Source organism: Pseudomonas sp. UBA6699 (assembly GCF_002454615.1).
GTDB classification, from domain to species: Bacteria; Pseudomonadota; Gammaproteobacteria; order Pseudomonadales; family Pseudomonadaceae; genus Aquipseudomonas; species Aquipseudomonas juntendi.
This window is the reverse complement of record NZ_DKJF01000080.1, coordinates 134,103-149,912: the sequence shown is the minus strand read 5'-3', so window position 1 is coordinate 149,912 and position 15,810 is coordinate 134,103. Positions and strand designations below refer to the sequence as shown.

General features: G+C 63.8%; 10 protein-coding genes and 1 pseudogene. 5 read left to right on the top strand and 6 right to left on the bottom strand.

Annotated elements, in window-relative coordinates; translation table 11 throughout:
• Nucleotides 1-68: 68 nt before the first annotated feature.
• Nucleotides 69-1,559, bottom strand: a complete 1,491-nt coding sequence (locus tag B3361_RS16005; protein ID WP_009682136.1) for an aldehyde dehydrogenase family protein — start codon at nt 1,557-1,559, stop codon at nt 69-71.
• 136 nt (nt 1,560-1,695) lie between these two features.
• Here B3361_RS16005 and B3361_RS16000 point away from each other — a divergent pair, with 136 nt between their 5' ends.
• Both B3361_RS16000 and hglS read left to right on the top strand, forming a co-directional pair.
• Complete coding sequence (locus B3361_RS16000) at nt 1,696-2,586, top strand: LysR family transcriptional regulator (RefSeq protein ID WP_054905184.1); 891 nt, start codon at nt 1,696-1,698, stop codon at nt 2,584-2,586.
• A gap of 179 nt (nt 2,587-2,765) precedes the next feature.
• Nucleotides 2,766-4,160 carry a 2-oxoadipate dioxygenase/decarboxylase HglS gene (gene hglS / locus B3361_RS15995; RefSeq protein WP_054905185.1) on the top strand — a complete coding sequence of 465 codons (1,395 nt, stop codon included), beginning with the start codon at nt 2,766-2,768 and terminating at the stop codon, nt 4,158-4,160.
• A 130-nt stretch (nt 4,161-4,290) separates the two neighbouring features.
• Here hglS and B3361_RS24130 read toward each other — a convergent pair whose 3' ends face one another.
• The 3 genes and pseudogenes from B3361_RS24130 to B3361_RS15985 form a co-directional block, all read right to left on the bottom strand.
• Nucleotides 4,291-5,013 carry a methyl-accepting chemotaxis protein gene (locus tag B3361_RS24130; protein WP_373870404.1) on the bottom strand — a complete coding sequence of 241 codons (723 nt, stop codon included), beginning with the start codon at nt 5,011-5,013 and terminating at the stop codon, nt 4,291-4,293.
• A gap of 132 nt (nt 5,014-5,145) precedes the next feature.
• Nucleotides 5,146-6,189, bottom strand: a pseudogene (locus B3361_RS24125) (Cache 3/Cache 2 fusion domain-containing protein); the annotation flags it as partial.
• 175 nt (nt 6,190-6,364) lie between these two features.
• On the bottom strand, nt 6,365-7,291 hold the full coding sequence (locus tag B3361_RS15985) for a LysR substrate-binding domain-containing protein (protein ID WP_054905187.1): 927 nt from the start codon (nt 7,289-7,291) through the stop codon (nt 6,365-6,367).
• 153 nt (nt 7,292-7,444) lie between these two features.
• On the opposite strand from B3361_RS15985, the gene B3361_RS15980 reads away from it, so the two are divergent.
• Nucleotides 7,445-8,833, top strand: a complete 1,389-nt coding sequence (locus tag B3361_RS15980; RefSeq protein ID WP_154211411.1) for a NorM family multidrug efflux MATE transporter — start codon at nt 7,445-7,447, stop codon at nt 8,831-8,833.
• Between the two features lie 84 nt (nt 8,834-8,917).
• On the opposite strand, the gene B3361_RS15975 is transcribed toward B3361_RS15980, so the two are convergent.
• On the bottom strand, nt 8,918-10,585 hold the full coding sequence (locus B3361_RS15975; RefSeq protein ID WP_047150067.1) for a putative bifunctional diguanylate cyclase/phosphodiesterase: 1,668 nt from the start codon (nt 10,583-10,585) through the stop codon (nt 8,918-8,920).
• A 297-nt stretch (nt 10,586-10,882) separates the two neighbouring features.
• Here B3361_RS15975 and rep point away from each other — a divergent pair, with 297 nt between their 5' ends.
• Both rep and B3361_RS15965 read left to right on the top strand, forming a co-directional pair.
• On the top strand, nt 10,883-12,892 hold the full coding sequence (rep, locus tag B3361_RS15970) for a DNA helicase Rep (RefSeq protein WP_029887601.1): 2,010 nt from the start codon (nt 10,883-10,885) through the stop codon (nt 12,890-12,892).
• A 64-nt stretch (nt 12,893-12,956) separates the two neighbouring features.
• Entirely contained in the window at nt 12,957-13,529 is a 573-nt protein-coding gene (locus B3361_RS15965; protein WP_009683322.1) for a xanthine phosphoribosyltransferase, read from the top strand.
• Between the two features lie 265 nt (nt 13,530-13,794).
• Here the strand turns inward: B3361_RS15965 and B3361_RS15960 are convergent, their stop codons facing one another.
• Nucleotides 13,795-15,651: an acetyl-CoA hydrolase/transferase C-terminal domain-containing protein gene (locus tag B3361_RS15960; RefSeq protein ID WP_054905190.1), complete on the bottom strand. Its 1,857-nt coding sequence runs from the start codon at nt 15,649-15,651 to the stop codon at nt 13,795-13,797.
• Nucleotides 15,652-15,810 lie beyond the last annotated feature (159 nt).

Below are 15,810 nucleotides of genomic sequence, written 5' to 3'. Positions count from 1 at the left end.
CAGTGCCCGTAGGAGCGGGTTCACCCGCGAACCGGGGGCAAAGCCCCCGGCCATGCAGCATCAACCGATCAGTCGAACACGATACCCTGTGCCAGCGGCAGCTCGCGCGAGTAGTTCACAGTGTTGGTCTGGCGGCGCATGTAGCCCTTCCAGGCATCCGAACCGGATTCCCGGCCACCACCGGTCTCTTTCTCGCCACCGAACGCACCGCCGATCTCGGCACCGCTGGTGCCGATGTTGACGTTGGCAATGCCGCAATCACTACCCGCAGCGCTCTGGAAACGTTCGGCCTCACGCAGGTCGGTGGTGAAGATGCACGACGACAGGCCTTGTGGCACTTCGTTGTTCAGGCGCAGGGCCTCTTCAAAGTCGTCGTAGGCCAGTACGTAGAGGATCGGGGCGAAGGTTTCGTGGCGGACCACGTCGCTTTGCGCCGGCATTTCAGCGATGGCTGGCGACACGTAGTAGGCATTCGGGTACTGCTCGGCCAGCTGACGCTCACCACCGAATACCTGGCCGCCTTCGTCGCGGGCCTTGGCCAGGGCGCCCTGCATGGCGTCGAACGACAGCTTGTCGATCAACGGGCCAACCAGGTTGTCCTTGCGCGGGTCGCCAATGCGGACTTTGCCGTAGGCAGCTTTGACCCGGGCAACCACTTCGTCCTTGATCGAACGGTGCACGATCAGGCGGCGCAGGGTGGTGCAGCGCTGGCCGGCGGTACCGACCGCCGAGAACAGGATGCCGCGCACGGCCAGGTCGAGGTCGGCGCTGGGGGCCAGGATCATGGCGTTGTTGCCGCCCAGCTCAAGGATGCTGCGGCCGAAGCGTGCAGCCACACGTGGGCCAACTTCGCGCCCCATGCGGGTGCTGCCGGTGGCGCTGACGAGCGGCACACGCGGGTCGTCGACCAGGGCTTCACCGGCTTCACGGCCACCGATGACCAGCTGCGCCAGGCCCGCCGGGGCGTCACCAAAGGCTTTCAGGGCTTTTTCGAACAGTGCCTGGCACGCCAGGGCGGTCAGCGGGGTTTTCTCGGACGGCTTCCATACCACGGAGTTGCCGGCCACCAGGGCCAGTGCGGTGTTCCAGGCCCACACCGCGACCGGGAAGTTGAAGGCGCTGATCACGCCGACCACCCCCAGCGGGTGCCAGGTTTCACGCATATGGTGCCCTGGGCGCTCGGAAGCGATGGTCAGGCCGTACAGCTGGCGCGACAGCCCCACGGCGAAGTCGCAGATGTCGATCATTTCCTGAACTTCACCCAGGCCTTCCTGGGTGATTTTGCCGGCTTCGATCGAGACCAGCTCGCCGAGGTCGGCCTTGTGCGCACGCAGCACTTCGCCAAACAGACGCACCAGCTCGCCGCGGCGTGGTGCCGGTACGCTGCGCCAGGCTTCGAAGGCGCTCTGGGCCTGGTCGATGCAGGCGGTGGTCTCGGCCTTGCCGAGCAGTTTCACCGAGGCGATCTGGCTGCCGTCGATCGGCGTGTGAACAGGGTAATCGCCCTGGGTGTAAGCCTCGGCGGCAACGCCAAGGCGCTCGAGCAATCCAGCAACCATTTGTGCTTCTCCTACATCGGGTGATGGGGTGGAAAAATGATGTGGATCAGTATTAATCCGATCACATAGGTACAACAAACGACCTTTATTCCGCATATCATTCCACCAGGTAATGATCCGTATCGTAGAGACCGCTATGTCCAAACGCCTGGTGCCCTCCATGACCGCCCTGCAGTGCTTTGAAGCTGCAGCCCGCCATTTGAGTTTTACCCGTGCCGCTGAAGAGCTGCACCTGACCCAGAGCGCGGTCAGCAAGCAGGTGGCGCAGCTGGAGGACATGCTGCGCCATCACCTGTTCCTGCGCATTCGCCGGCGCCTGCAACTGACCCCGGCCGGCAGCCTGTACCTGGCCGAGGTCAACAAGATCCTTACCCAGGTAGATATGTCCAGCCGCTACGTGCTCACCTATGGCGAGCAGACCGAGATACTGAAGGTCGCCACTCAACCGAGTTTTGGCGTGCGCTGGCTGATCCCGCACCTCAAGGGCTTTGGCAAACGGCACAGCAATATCCACCTGGATATCCGCAACGAGATGGAGCCGTTCGCCCTGCTGCAGGGTTCGGCGGACGTGGTGTTCTTCTATGGTCAGGGCACCTGGCCGGGTGCTACCTGCGTGGCGCTGTTCGGCGAAGAAGTGGTGCCGGTGTGTGCGCCGGAGCTGCTGGCCGGGCGTGAGTTGGCGGGCGCCGAACAGCTGGCTGAGTTGGTGCTGTTGCAGAGTACCTCGCGCCCCGAGGCCTGGCACGAGTGGTTCCTGGAGCAGGGCCTGCAAAGCGTCAACGCCTACCACGGGCCGCGCTTCGATACCTTCTATATGGCATTGAGCGCCGCGCAGACAGGCTGCGGGGTAGCACTGGTGCCGCGCTACCTGGCAGCCAAGGAGCTGGCCGACGGCAGCCTGGTGGTGCCATGGGATCACGCCATGCGCAGTGCCGGGGCGCATTACCTGGCGTATGCGGAGCATGCGGCGGAGGTGCCCAAGGTACGGGCGTTGGTGGAGTGGATCGGCGAGCAGTTGCAGGTTTGAGGTTGCCGGGCCTACCTCGACCTGTAGGAGCGGCCTTGTGTCGCGATGGGCTGCAAAGCAGCCCCAATGGCCCTTGAGGTCGATCAAAAAAGGAATGACACACTCACTTTTTTTCGCTTGTGAGCAAGGTGCATTCCCAGCTTTCATGTAAGCGTCCGAACCTAACCAGGAAGCTAGCGATGCCCGCCCACGATTTCGTCAGCCCCGACAGCATTCGCGCGCAGTTTTCTGCCGCCATGTCGCTCATGTACAAACAGGAAGTGCCGCTGTACGGCACGCTGCTGGAGCTGGTGAGCGAAATCAACCAGCAGGTCATGGCCCAGCAGCCCGACGTTGCCGAGGCCCTGCGCTGGACCGGCGAAATCGAGCGCCTGGACCACGAGCGGCATGGCGCCATCCGGGTTGGCACCGCCGCAGAACTGGCTACCATCGCCCGCCTGTTCGCGGTGATGGGCATGCAGCCGGTTGGGTACTACGACCTTAGCTCTGCCGGTGTGCCGGTGCACTCCACCGCCTTCCGCGCGGTGCACGAGCAGTCCCTGCACATCAGCCCGTTCCGGGTGTTCACCTCGCTGCTGCGCCTGGAACTGATCGACAACCCGCAACTGCGCGAACTGGCCCAGAGCATTCTGGCCAAGCGCCAGATCTTCACCGCGCGCGCCCTCGAACTGATCGCCCAGTGCGAGCGCGACGGCGGCTTGAATGCCACCGATGCCGCCGCATTCGTGCAGGAGGCCCTGCACACCTTCCGCTGGCACCAGGACGCCACCGTCACCGCCGAGCAATATCAGCAGTTGCACGATCAGCACCGCCTGATTGCCGACGTGGTGGCCTTCAAGGGCCCGCACATCAACCACCTGACCCCGCGTACGCTGGACATCGATGCCATTCAGGTCGGCATGCCGGCCAAGGGCATTCCGCCCAAGGCCGTGGTGGAAGGCCCGCCCACCCGCCGCCACCCGATCCTGCTGCGCCAGACCAGCTTCAAGGCCCTGCAGGAAAAGGTCGCCTTCAGCGACCAGCAGGGCAGCGAAGGCAGCCACACCGCGCGCTTTGGCGAAATCGAGCAACGCGGTGCGGCCCTGACACCCAAGGGCCGCCAGCTGTACGACAAACTGCTCGATGCCACCCGCGCTGCCTTGGGCGGTGCGCCTGCCGAGGCCAACGCCGAACGTTACATGACACTGCTGAAGGACAGCTTTGCCGAATTCCCGGACGACCTCGCGCAGATGCGTGAGCAGGGCCTGGCGTATTTCCGTTACTTCGCTACCGAGAAAGGCCTGGCTGCGCGGGATCAGGACGGTCGCCCGACTACCCTGGAGGGCTTGATCGAGGCCGGCCATGTGCACTTCGAAGCGCTGGTCTACGAGGACTTTCTGCCGGTAAGCGCGGCGGGCATCTTCCAGTCCAACCTGGGTGACGATGCGCAGGCGGAGTACGGCAGCAATGCCAACCGCGATGCCTTTGAAGCAGCATTGGGGCTGCAGGTGCAGGATGAACTGGCGCTGTATGCGCAAAGCGAGCGGCGGTCGCTGCAGGCTTGTGCGCAGGCGTTGAACCTAGGTTCGATGTAAGCCGGTAGATCGCCGGGGGCGCTTGGCGCCCCATTCGCGGGCACGCCCGCTCCCACAGGTTCAAGGCTTGCGCTGTACCTGTGGGAGCGGGCGTGCCCGCGAATGGGCCGCAAAGCGGCCCCCTGCGGTATCAGCGAAAACGGTCGACCTCCTGCCGCAGCTGCGCCGCCAGCCCTTCCAGCTCCCGCGCGGTAAAGGCCAGCTCATTGGCCACCTCGCGCTGCTCGCCGTTGGCCTGGGCAATGCTCTGCAAATTGCGGCTGAGCACCGTCGCCGTGCTGCTCTGCTCCTGAGTCGCCGTACTGATCACCGTGAACTGCTCACCCGCCGCACGGCTCTGCTCGTCGATACGCGCCAGCGCTTGCGCCACCTTGTCATTGCGCTGCAGACCTTCCTGCATCAGCTGGTTACCCTGCTCCAGCGTCGTGATGGCGTGCCCGGTCTGCTGCTGGATGCTGGTGATCATCCCGGATATTTCATCCGTGGCCTGGCGGGTTCGTGCGGCCAGGCTGCGCACTTCGTCCGCCACCACCGCAAAGCCGCGGCCCTGCTCACCGGCGCGGGCAGCCTCGATGGCCGCATTCAACGCCAGCAGGTTGGTCTGTTCGGCGATGGCAGTGATCACGCTGATGATGCCGCCGATTTCCTGCGAGCGCGCCCCCAGGCTGTCCATCACCGTGGCCGTACCGCCGAGGGCATCGGCAATCTGCTTCAGCGAACGCGATGCTTCATCCATGGCGCTGCGGCCGATGCGGGTCTGCTGGGCATTGTCACGCGCCATGCGCTCGGTGCCCGCCATGTTGTCGGCGATGTTCATCGAGGTGGCGCTGAACTCCTCCACCGCACCGGCCATGCTGGTGATTTCACCGGACTGCTGCTCCATGCCCTCGCAGGCCCCGGCCGACAGGCCAGACAACGATTTGGCGCGCGAGCTGACTTGCTCGGACGCACTGCGAATGTGCTCGACCATGCCTGACAAGGCCTCGCCCATCTTGTTGAAGCTGCTGGCCAGTTGGCCGATTTCGTCGTGGCTGGTCACGCTCAGCCGCGCGCTCAGGTCACCTGCGCCCAGCGCTTCGGCCTGGCGCACCAGCGCGTCCAGCGGCCGCAGCTTGCGCCGCAACAGCCATAGGGTAGCCGCCACCGCCAGGACCATCGCCAGCAGGCTGCCGATGGCCAGGCGCAGGCCTACACTCCAGGTCACCTCACGGATTTCCGCCATCGGCATGCTCGCCACCACCGTCCACGGGCCTTCGGCAAATGCGGCCGTTGCGCTGTACAGCGGTTGATCGGCATTGGCTGGTGGCACCAGCCACTGGCCGTTCTCGTCCTGCAGGGCCAGCGAACCGGTCTGGCCAATGCGGAAACGCTTGAGGTTGGCAAACTGGGTGTTCTGCGCATCGGTGTAGTCGAAGCCAACGAACAATACGGCAATTACCCGGCCGTTGCCGTCACTTACCGGCACATAGCGGGTCATGTAGTTACGCTCGAACAAAACGGCGCGGCCAACGTACATCTGCCCGGCCAGCAACTTGCGGTAGGCCGGGTGCTGACGGTCGAGCTGAGTGCCGATGGCGCGGCTGCCGTCCTGCTTCTTCAGGTTGGTGCTGATGCGCACGAAGTCTTCGCCACTGCGCACGAACAGCGTGGCGATGCCAGCGGTCATCTGCTGGAATTCGTCAACCTGCTGAAAATCGTTGTTCAGCAAATGATCACCCAGATACAGCGCCGGTGTTGCCTGCCCGGCGACCTGCACCGTTTCACCGGCATGCAGCGACAGGCCCGAGGCGAAGCGGCGCTCGAACAACCCGCTGAGGCGCTGGGTATTGTCCTTGAGCGAACTGTGGAAGGTTTCGAGCTGGTCGGCCAGCAGGCGCGCTTCACTGCCCAGGTGCGCCTGGCGTGTGGCGAGGTTGGCATCGTCCAGCGAACGCAGGGCAAACAGGGTACTGCCGGAAATCACCAGCGCCAGCACGATGGCGAGGGCGACACCGAGCTGCGAGGCTATGCGGGCACGGGGTTGAGACATGTGAAGCTCCTGGCAAGAGGCCGGGATCGTCCTGATCACACTGACCGCCCGCTTTCTATCGACGGGAAGTGCGCCCTCTTCCGGGACGCTGGTGCCAGTGAATCGGCGTCGCGGGCGAATACTTGAGTGTCGGGCCGGGATATTCGCAAACGTTTTCTGTCGCCTCCACGGGCCATCAAAGGGGCGGGAGAATTTCCACATCCGGGAGATCCATGGCCGCTACCTCCTGTTCCAGAAATGCACTCAACCGGCGCAACCGCTCGCCCCCGCGCCGGGTACGCGGCCACACCAGGTAGTAATCCATGCCACTGGGCACCGCCGTCGGCCAGGGCAGGCTCAGGCGCTTCTGCGCCACGTCCTCGGCCACCATCAGCAAGTCGCCGATGGAGATGCCGTAGCCACGCGCTGCGGCAATCATGCTCAGCTCCAGCGTGTCGAAAACCTGCCCACCCTTGAGCGATACCTTGCCAGCGAGGCCCATGCGCTGCAGCCAGTCACGCCAGTCGCGCTTGTCCACCGTGGGGTGCAGCAGCTCGATACCGGCCAGCCGGGACACGCCCCAGGGCTTTTCGCCAAGCAGGTCCGGTGCGCCGACCGGAATCAACAACTCCGGGAACAGCTTGCGTACCTCCCAGTCTGCCGGGAACACTCCATCGCTGAGCAACACGGCACAATCGAACGGTTCCTGGTTGAAGTCCACATGGTCCACATCCATCCAGGCGCTGGTCAGTTGTACCTCGTTACCGGGTTGCAGGTGGCGAAACCGGCTCAGGCAGGCCAGCAGCCACCGCATGGTCAGGGTCGAAGGTGCTTTCATGCGCAGGATGTCATCTTCACCACACAGGGTTTCACAGGCACGGGCGAACGCGGCAAAGCCTTCGCGCACCCCCGGCAGCAATACCCGCCCAGCTTCGGTCAGTTGCAGGGTGCGGCCACTGCGCACGAACAGGCGGCAGGCGAAATGCTCTTCCAGGGTACGGATATGCCGGCTGATGGCACTTTGCGTGATCGACAGCTCTTCGCCCGCGCGGGTGAACGAACTGAGCCGCGCGGCGGCTTCGAATGCGCGCAAGGCATACAGCGGAGGTAGCTGGCGCGACATGAGGCACCTGCAATCCAGGGACAGAAGCGAATTATCCGAAACTTGCAGGCATGAGTTCAACTCATGCCAACCATCGCTTTTATCCTTTTGTGCAAAGTTGACCAAAGCCTCAGAATCGCGCTTCGTTGATCACCTCAGGAACAAGGACAGCCCATGCACGTCGCGCCCACTACAGAACTCAAGGCTTTACTGCGCCTGGCCGGGCCGCTGATCGCCTCGCAGCTGGCGCACATGCTGATGGTGCTGACCGACACCCTGATGATGGCCCGCATCAGCCCGCAGGCCTTGGCCGGCGGTGGCTTGGGCGCCGCCAGCTATTCCTTCGTGTCGATTTTCTGCCTGGGGGTGATCGCCGCAGTGGGTACCCTGGTGGCGATTCGCAAGGGCGCCAACGACATCGAAGGGGCCACCCGCCTGGCTCAGAACGGCCTGTGGCTGGCCTGGGGCCTGGCGCTGTTCGCCGCGCTGGTGCTGTGGAACCTTGAGCCGGTACTGCTGCTGTTCGGGCAACAGCCCGAGAACGTGGCCTCGGCTGCCCAGTTTCTGACCCTGCTGCCGCTGGCGTTGCCCGGTTACCTGACCTTCATGGCCTTGCGCGGGTTCACCAGTGCCCTTGGCCGTTCGACCCCGGTGATGGTCATCAGCCTGGTCGGCACGGTGCTGAACTACCTGCTCAACGTGGCGCTGATCGAGGGCATGTTCGGCCTGCCCAGGCTCGGGCTGATGGGTATCGGCCTGGTCACTGCGGTGGTGTCGATGGGCATGGCCATTGCCCTGTCGTTGTACATCCGCTGGCACCCGGCCTATGCCGCCTACCCGCTGCGCAAGGGCCTGTCGCGCCCATCGCTGCACGCCCTGCGTGAGCTATGGCGGCTGGGCCTGCCGATTGGCGGCACCTACATGGTGGAAGTGGGCCTGTTCGCCTTTGCCGCGTTGTGCATGGGGGTGCTGGGCAGCACCGAATTGGCGGCCCACCAGATCGCCCTGCAGATCGTGTCCACGGCATTCATGGTGCCGACAGGGCTCTCCTATGCGGTAACCATGCGCGTGGGCTTGTACTACGGCGCCGGCAACCTGCTGGCGGCGCGCAGTGCGGGGCGCGTGGGCATCGGCTTCGGGGCAACCGTGATGTTTGCCTTTGCCGCGCTGTTTTTGCTGTTGCCCGAGGCGCTGGTGAGCCTGTTCATAGACCGTAATGACCCGGGCTTTGCCGCCATCTACCAACTGGCGGTGCAGTTGCTGATGGTGGCGGCCTGGTTCGAGCTGTTCGATGGCATGCAGACCATCGCCATGGGCTCCATACGCGGCCTGAAAGATGCCAAGACCACCTTCCTGATCGGGCTGTGCTGCTATTGGCTGGTAGGCGCGCCGAGCGCCTGGCTGTTCGCATTCAACCTGGGCGGCGGGGCGGTCGGGATCTGGTGGGGGTTGGCGCTGGGGCTGGCGTGCGCGGCGGTGGCGCTGACCTTTGGTTTTGAGTGGCGGATGAAGCGGTTGTTGCGCAAAGCTGGGATTGGTGGAGAGGCTACCGCCTCGGCCTGACTTCAGGGCCTATTCGCGGGCACGCCCGCTCCCAAAGGTACAGTGCGCGGCCCCTGTGGGAGCGGGCGTGCCCGCGAAAGGGCCCTAAAGGACAACCCCCAACTGACAGTCAGGCGCCTGCAGCAAAAACTCCATCAACTCCCCCACCGGCAGTGGCTTGCTGACCAGAAATCCTTGCACCTGGTCACAACCAAACCCGCGCAGCAGCTCCAGTTGCTCCTCACTCTCCACCCCTTCAGCCACCACCTCAAGGTTAAGGTTGTGCGCCAGGTTGATCATGGCGTGCACCAGCTTGCGGTTTTCCTCGCGCATTTCCATTTCGGCCACGAAACTGCGGTCCACCTTGAGCAAGGTGATCGGCAGGCTGTTCAGGTGTACGAACGACGAAAAACCGGTGCCAAAGTCATCCAGCGAGAAGCGCACGCCCAGCCGGCCCAGCGCATCCATGGTCTGGCGTACCAGCTCGTTGCGGCGCATGACCGCCGTTTCGGTCAGCTCGAATTCCAGCCAGCGAGCATCCACCCCGTGCTCGAGGATCAGCCGGCTCAAGGTGGCCAGCAGCTGGCTATCCTGGAACTGGCGGAAGCTCAGGTTGACCGCCATGTGCAGCGGCTCCAGGCCGCGTTCGCACAACGCCTGCATGTCGCGCAGCGCACGGGAAATCACCCAGTAGCCCAATGGCACGATCAGGCCGCTTTGCTCCGCCAGCGGCACGAACTCGCAGGGCGGTAGCAGCCCCCGGTCCGAGTGCCGCCAGCGCACCAGCGCCTCGAGCCCCACGATGCGCCCATCGGCCAGGTTCAGCCGGGGTTGATAGTGCAGTTCCAGTTCATCCCGGCGCAGGGCGCGGCGCAGTTCGCTTTCCAGGTCGGCCAGGCTGCGGGCGTTACGGTTGATGCGCTCGTTGAACACATGGAAGGTGCAGCCCTGGCTACCCTTGGCCTGGCGCATGGCGATGTGCGCGTGCCACATCAGCGGGTCGGCGCCGCCCTGGGCACGGGCATGCGCCAGGCCCAGGCTGCAGCCCAACAGCAAGCTTTCGCCATCGATCCAATAGGGCTCGGCCAGGGCCTCGACGATGCGTTCGGCAATCCATTCGGCGCGGTTCGGGTCGCGGCGCGTGTCGATCAGCAGCGCGAATTCGTCGCTGCCCAGGCGCGCCAACTGGTCCCCCGCTTCCAGTTGGTGTTTCAACCGGGCCACAACCTGCAGGATCAGGCGGTCACCGCTCTGGTGGCCAAGGGCGTCGTTGACGTGGCGGAAGTTGTCCAGGTCGAGGTGGCCGAGGGCAACGCCCCGGCCTTCGTTTTCAGCCAGCCGTGCCGTGAGCAAGGCCTGGAAGCCCTGGCGGTTGGCAATACCGGTCAGTGGGTCTTGCTCGGCAAGGCGCTGCAAGGTGGCCACCAGCACACCGCGTTCGCGCACATGCCGCAGCGAGCGGCGCAGGCTATCGGTGCTGAGCTGTTGGCGCACCAGCCAGTCGCTGACGCCGCTGGGGGCCACCGCGGGCTCGTCGTCCAGCAGCAGGATGGTCGGCAGCTCACAGCGCCCCGGCGCTGGTTGCAGTGCCGCAGTCGCCAGGACCACGGCTTGCCGGTCATGGCTGAAAAGGCTGTCGACGGCCTCCCAGTCAGGCGCCGTCAACAGCACTGCAGTGCCGCCCAACCCCTGCACGCACTCGCGCAGCAGCACGGCCCATTCCGGCTCATCAGCCAACAGCAGCAAACGCAGAGGTTCGACAGGCGTGGACAAGCGGGCTCCTTAGGGCTTCACGGCACAACGAGAGAAGATGAATATGCTACTGCATTGATGAAAATGATTTTCAATTTTATACATACACCGGACTCTGCGGCGACCCGACGTATTTTGTCGTGCATCCTGCGCGAAATCAGGCCCGTTCGGCAAATACGATTTTTCCAGTGCCTGGCATTAGCCTGACTAATACAGGGCGCCAATAAAAGTCTGACTCAGACGTCAGACGGTCACGCCACAACGGCCCCATGCCTGTTAGAATGCGCGGCTATTTTCTGGCGACCCCCGGTTTCTAGCATGTCCCGACTCAATCCCCGGCAGCAGGAAGCCCGTGACTATGTCGGCGGCCCTCTTTTGGTGCTCGCCGGTGCAGGCTCGGGCAAGACCAGCGTGATCACGCGCAAGATTGCCCACCTGATCCAGAACTGCGGCATTCGTGCCCAGTACATCGTGGCGATGACCTTTACCAACAAGGCCGCGCGCGAGATGAAGGAGCGGGTTGGCACCTTGCTGCGCCCGGGGGAAGGTCGCGGCCTGACGGTGTGTACCTTCCACAACCTGGGCCTGAACATCATCCGCAAGGAACACGAGCGGCTGGGCTACAAGCCGGGCTTCTCGATCTTCGACGAGTCCGACATCAAGGCGTTGCTGTCGGACATCATGCAGAAGGAATACTCAGGCGACGACGGCATCGACGAGATCAAGAACATGATCGGTGCCTGGAAGAACGACCTGATCCTGCCGCCAGAAGCCCTGGAAAAGGCGCGCAATCCGCGCGAGCAGACCGCCGCCATCGTCTACACCCACTACCAACGCACGCTCAAGGCGTTCAACGCAGTGGACTTCGACGACCTGATCCTGCAGCCGGTGAAGCTGTTCCAGGAACACCCCGAGGTGCTGGAGCGCTGGCAGAACCGCGTGCGCTACCTGCTGGTGGACGAGTACCAAGACACCAATGCCAGCCAGTACCTGCTGGTGAAGATGCTGATCGGCATGCGCAACCAGTTCACCGTGGTGGGCGACGACGACCAGTCCATCTATGCCTGGCGCGGTGCCCGCCCCGAGAACCTGATGCTGCTCAAGGAGGACTACCCCTCCCTGAAGATCGTCATGCTCGAACAGAACTACCGCTCCACCAGCCGGATCCTGCGCTGTGCCAACGTGCTGATCGCCAACAACCCGCACGCGTTCGAAAAACAGCTGTGGAGCGAGATGGGTGTAGGCGACGAGATCCGCGTGATCCGCTGCAAGAACGAGGAAGCCGAGGCCGAACGGGTGGCCATGGAGATCCTCACCTTGCACCTGCGCACCAACCGCCCGTACAGCGACTTTGCCATCCTCTACCGCGGCAACTACCAGGCCAAGCTGATCGAGCTGAAACTGCAGCACCACCAGGTGCCGTATCGCCTGTCGGGCGGCAACAGCTTCTTCGGCCGCCAGGAGGTCAAGGACCTGATGGCCTACCTGCGCCTGCTGGTGAACCCGGACGACGACAACGCCTACCTGCGGGTGATCAACGTGCCGCGCCGCGAGATCGGCTCCACCACCCTGGAAAAGCTCGGCAACTATTCCACCGAGCGCGGCATTTCCATGTACGCCGCCAGCGACGAGCTGGGCCTGGGTGAACACCTGGACGCCCGCTATACCGAGCGTTTGCAGCGCTTCAAACACTGGCTGGACGGGGTACGCCAGAAGGTCGCCCTGGAAGACCCGATTGCCGCGCTGCACGAGATGATCCGCGACATCGACTACGAAAACTGGATCCGCCAGCAGACCGCCAGCGACAAGGCCGCCGATTTCCGCATCAGCAACGTCTGGTTCCTGGTGGACGCACTGAAAAACACCCTCGAAAAGGATGAAGAGGGTGACATGACCATCGAGGACGCCATCGGCAAGCTGGTGCTGCGCGACATGCTTGAGCGCCAGCAGGAAGAAGAAGAGAACGCCGAAGGGGTGCAGATGATGACCCTGCATGCCTCCAAAGGCCTGGAGTTCCCCTACGTGTTCATCATGGGCATGGAAGAGGAAATCCTCCCGCACCGCTCCAGCATCGAGGCCGACACCATCGAAGAAGAGCGCCGCCTGGCCTATGTGGGTATCACCCGCGCCCGCCAGACCCTGGCCTTTACCTTCGCCGCCAAGCGCAAACAATACGGTGAAATCATCGACTGTACGCCCAGCCGGTTCCTCGACGAATTGCCACCCGACGACCTGGCTTGGGAAGGCCTGGACGACGCCCCGGTCGAGGTGAAGGCGGCACGCGGCAACAACGCCCTGGCCGACATCCGGGCAATGCTCAAACGCTGATCAACCATTACTCTTTAATATTGCCGCCTCCAGCGGCCACCTTTGTTACATCGAGGAAATCACAGTGGAAGCACTGCATCAGAAGATTCGCGAAGAAGGCATCGTGCTTTCCGATCAGGTCCTCAAAGTGGACGCGTTTCTCAACCACCAGATCGACCCGGCGCTGATGCAGCTGATCGGTGACGAGTTCGCCCGCCTGTTCGCCGATGCTGGCGTGACCAAGATCGTCACCATCGAAGCCTCGGGTATTGCCCCGGCAGTGATGACCGGCCTGAAGCTGGGCGTACCGGTGATCTTCGCCCGCAAGCACCAGTCGCTGACCCTGACCGAAAACCTGCTGACCGCCTCGGTGTACTCCTTCACCAAGCAGACCGAGAACACCGTGGCCATCTCGCCGCGCCACCTCAACAGCAGCGACCGCGTGCTGGTGATCGACGACTTCCTGGCCAACGGCAAGGCGTCGCAGGCACTGATCTCGATCATCAAGCAGGCCGGCGCCACCGTGGCCGGCCTGGGTATCGTCATCGAGAAGTCGTTCCAGGGCGGCCGCGCCGAACTGGACAGCCAGGGCTACCGCGTTGAATCGCTGGCCCGGGTGAAGTCGCTGGAAGGTGGTGTGGTCACTTTCATCGAGTAAGCCTGTACCGGCCTCATCGCCGGCAAGCCAGCTCCCACATTGACCGCACAGGCCTCAGGGCTTATGCAGTACCTGTGGGAGATTCTATGGTTCCTGGCAAGGGTAGCCGGAGCATCTTCAGCGCCTGTGAGGTCGAGCGCGGCCCGCGCGGCGCTCGCTCCAACAGGCGCTGCCATACCTTGTGGCAAACACCTGTCAGCCCTAAGGCGATCCCTGTGGGAGCTGGCTTGCCGGCGATGGGCTGCAAAGCAGCCCCGGCAATTCATCAGTTAGCCGCCAACCCCGCCAGCAACAGCCGCTGATAAAGTTCTTCCTTCAATCCCTGCGGAGCATCCAGCCCCATCCGCTCAAGATGCTGCTCATACCCCTCCGGCCCCGGCGCATCCAGCGCGGCCTTGCCCAGCTCCAGCACCTCGCTCAACTTGAACTTGCTCTTCAACCAGTTCAGCGCCCGCAACAGGTCCTGCTCTTCGGCAGTGAAGTCCGTACCCAGCGGATACTCGGGGAACAACCGTGCATGCTGCGCCCTGACCGCCTCAAGGCGTTGCGGGGTGTTGTCGGCAAAGCGCGCGTCCAGCTCAAAGCCCTTGTGCAGCTTGCCGGCACTCTTGGCCTGCTCGATCAGCCCCTGCTGGAACCGTGAATCGCTTACCGCCAGCAACCGTGCAATCACTTCGCTGTCGGTCTGCCCACGCAGGTCGGCGATGCCGTATTCGGTCACCACGATATCGCGCAGGTGCCGGGGGATGGTGCAGTGGCCGTACGCCCAGAAAATGTTCGACGTCACCTCACCGCCCGACTCGCGCCAACTGCGCAACAGCAGGATCGAGCGCCCACCCTCCAGCGCATGGCCTTGGGCAACGAAGTTGTATTGCCCGCCCACGCCACTGAGCACTCGACCATCTTCCAGCTGGTCGGCCACCCCGGCACCCAGCAGGGTCATGCCGAATGCGGTGTTGATGAAGCGCGCATCGCGGCGCTGGCGGCGCTTGAGTTCCTCTTGCCCGTAGAGTTCGTTGATGAAGCTGATACGGGTCATGACGAACTGTGCACGCTGCTCCAGCGGCATCTCGCGCAAGCGCTGATAGAACGCCTGCGGGCCAAGGAAGAAGCCACCGTGCAACAACGCGCCCTGCTCATCCGCCGGGCGTCGCAACAAGCCTGCCTCGGCCAGCACCAGCAGGCCGTTGACGAACATCTCGCTGCAGCCGTAGAGGCCTTGAGCGAAGGTATCCAGCCCCCCTTCCCGTTCGATCAGCGCCTGCCAGGGGCCGACATCGAGTGCATCGAGCACCGCACGGTAGCCAGCGTTGTCGCCCTGGCGCGCCAGCAATGCCGCGGCGACCGCATCGCCCATGGCACCAATACCGATCTGCAGCGTGCCGCCGTCGCGCACCAGGCTGCTGGCATGCAGGCCAATGCAGTGGTCCTGAATGCCGACCGGCATGTTCGGTGTGGAAAACAGCCGGCGTTGTTCGGCCTCGTCGAGCAACAGGTCGAACGCGTCGATCGGCAGCTCGGCATCGCCAGGCATGTAAGGCAGCTCGGCGTGCACCTGCCCCAGCATGAGGATGGTTTCACCGGCAGCGCGGCGTTTGGCGACCATGGGCAGCAGGTCGAGGGTGATGTCGGGGTTGCAGGCCAGGCTCAGGTGCACGGGCTTTTCGGGCGTGGCAGCCACCAGTTGGGCGATCAGGTTCAGGCCCTTGGCGTTGATATCCCGCGCGGCGTGGCTGTAATTGCTGCTGACGTAGTCCTGCTGCGCCGATTCGCTGTGCAGCAAGCTGCCGGGCTGCATGAAGAACTGCTCGACGCGGATGTTGGCTGGCAATGTGTCGTTGCGCAGGTCGCTGAGGTAGGTGAGCTCTTCATAGTCGGCGAATACGCGCTCGACAAAAGGCTCCAGAAAGCGCCGCTGCAGCCCGTCGCCCAGTGCCGGCCGGCCCAGGGACAGGGCGGTGTAGATGGTCAGCCGCCGTTCGGGCAGTTCGCGCACGCGGGCGTAGAGGGCGTTGACGAAGGCGTTGGGCTTGCCCAGGCCCAGCGGCAGGCCCATGTGGATATGAGCTGGCAGGCGTGCCAGGACCTGCTCGACAGCCTGGTCGATGGAGCAGAGGTGCATGGGGCCTCCTGAGACATCCGTGGGTTCAGGGGTTGGACATGAACTCAAGCGAGTTGGTTGCCGGTGCGGGCCCTTTCGCGGCCAAAGCCGCAAAGAGGCCGGCACAGCCGCCACAAAAACAAAGCCCGCCATCAATGGCGGGCCTGGTGAAATTCAGCT

Excerpts from the sequence above, each read along its gene's own strand:
- B3361_RS16000 (WP_054905184.1), top strand. The coding sequence starts at position 1,696 with ATGTCCAAACGCCTGGTGCCCTCCATGACCGCCCTGCAGTGCTTTGAA.
- hglS (WP_054905185.1), top strand. The coding sequence starts at position 2,766 with ATGCCCGCCCACGATTTCGTCAGCCCCGACAGCATTCGCGCGCAGTTT.
- B3361_RS15960 (WP_054905190.1), bottom strand. The coding sequence starts at position 15,651 with ATGCACCTCTGCTCCATCGACCAGGCTGTCGAGCAGGTCCTGGCACGC.
- B3361_RS16005 (WP_009682136.1), bottom strand. The coding sequence starts at position 1,559 with ATGGTTGCTGGATTGCTCGAGCGCCTTGGCGTTGCCGCCGAGGCTTAC.
- B3361_RS15985 (WP_054905187.1), bottom strand. The coding sequence starts at position 7,291 with ATGTCGCGCCAGCTACCTCCGCTGTATGCCTTGCGCGCATTCGAAGCC.
- B3361_RS15980 (WP_154211411.1), top strand. The coding sequence starts at position 7,445 with ATGCACGTCGCGCCCACTACAGAACTCAAGGCTTTACTGCGCCTGGCC.
- rep (WP_029887601.1), top strand. The coding sequence starts at position 10,883 with ATGTCCCGACTCAATCCCCGGCAGCAGGAAGCCCGTGACTATGTCGGC.
- B3361_RS24130 (WP_373870404.1), bottom strand. The coding sequence starts at position 5,013 with ATGGCCGGTGCGGTGGAGGAGTTCAGCGCCACCTCGATGAACATCGCC.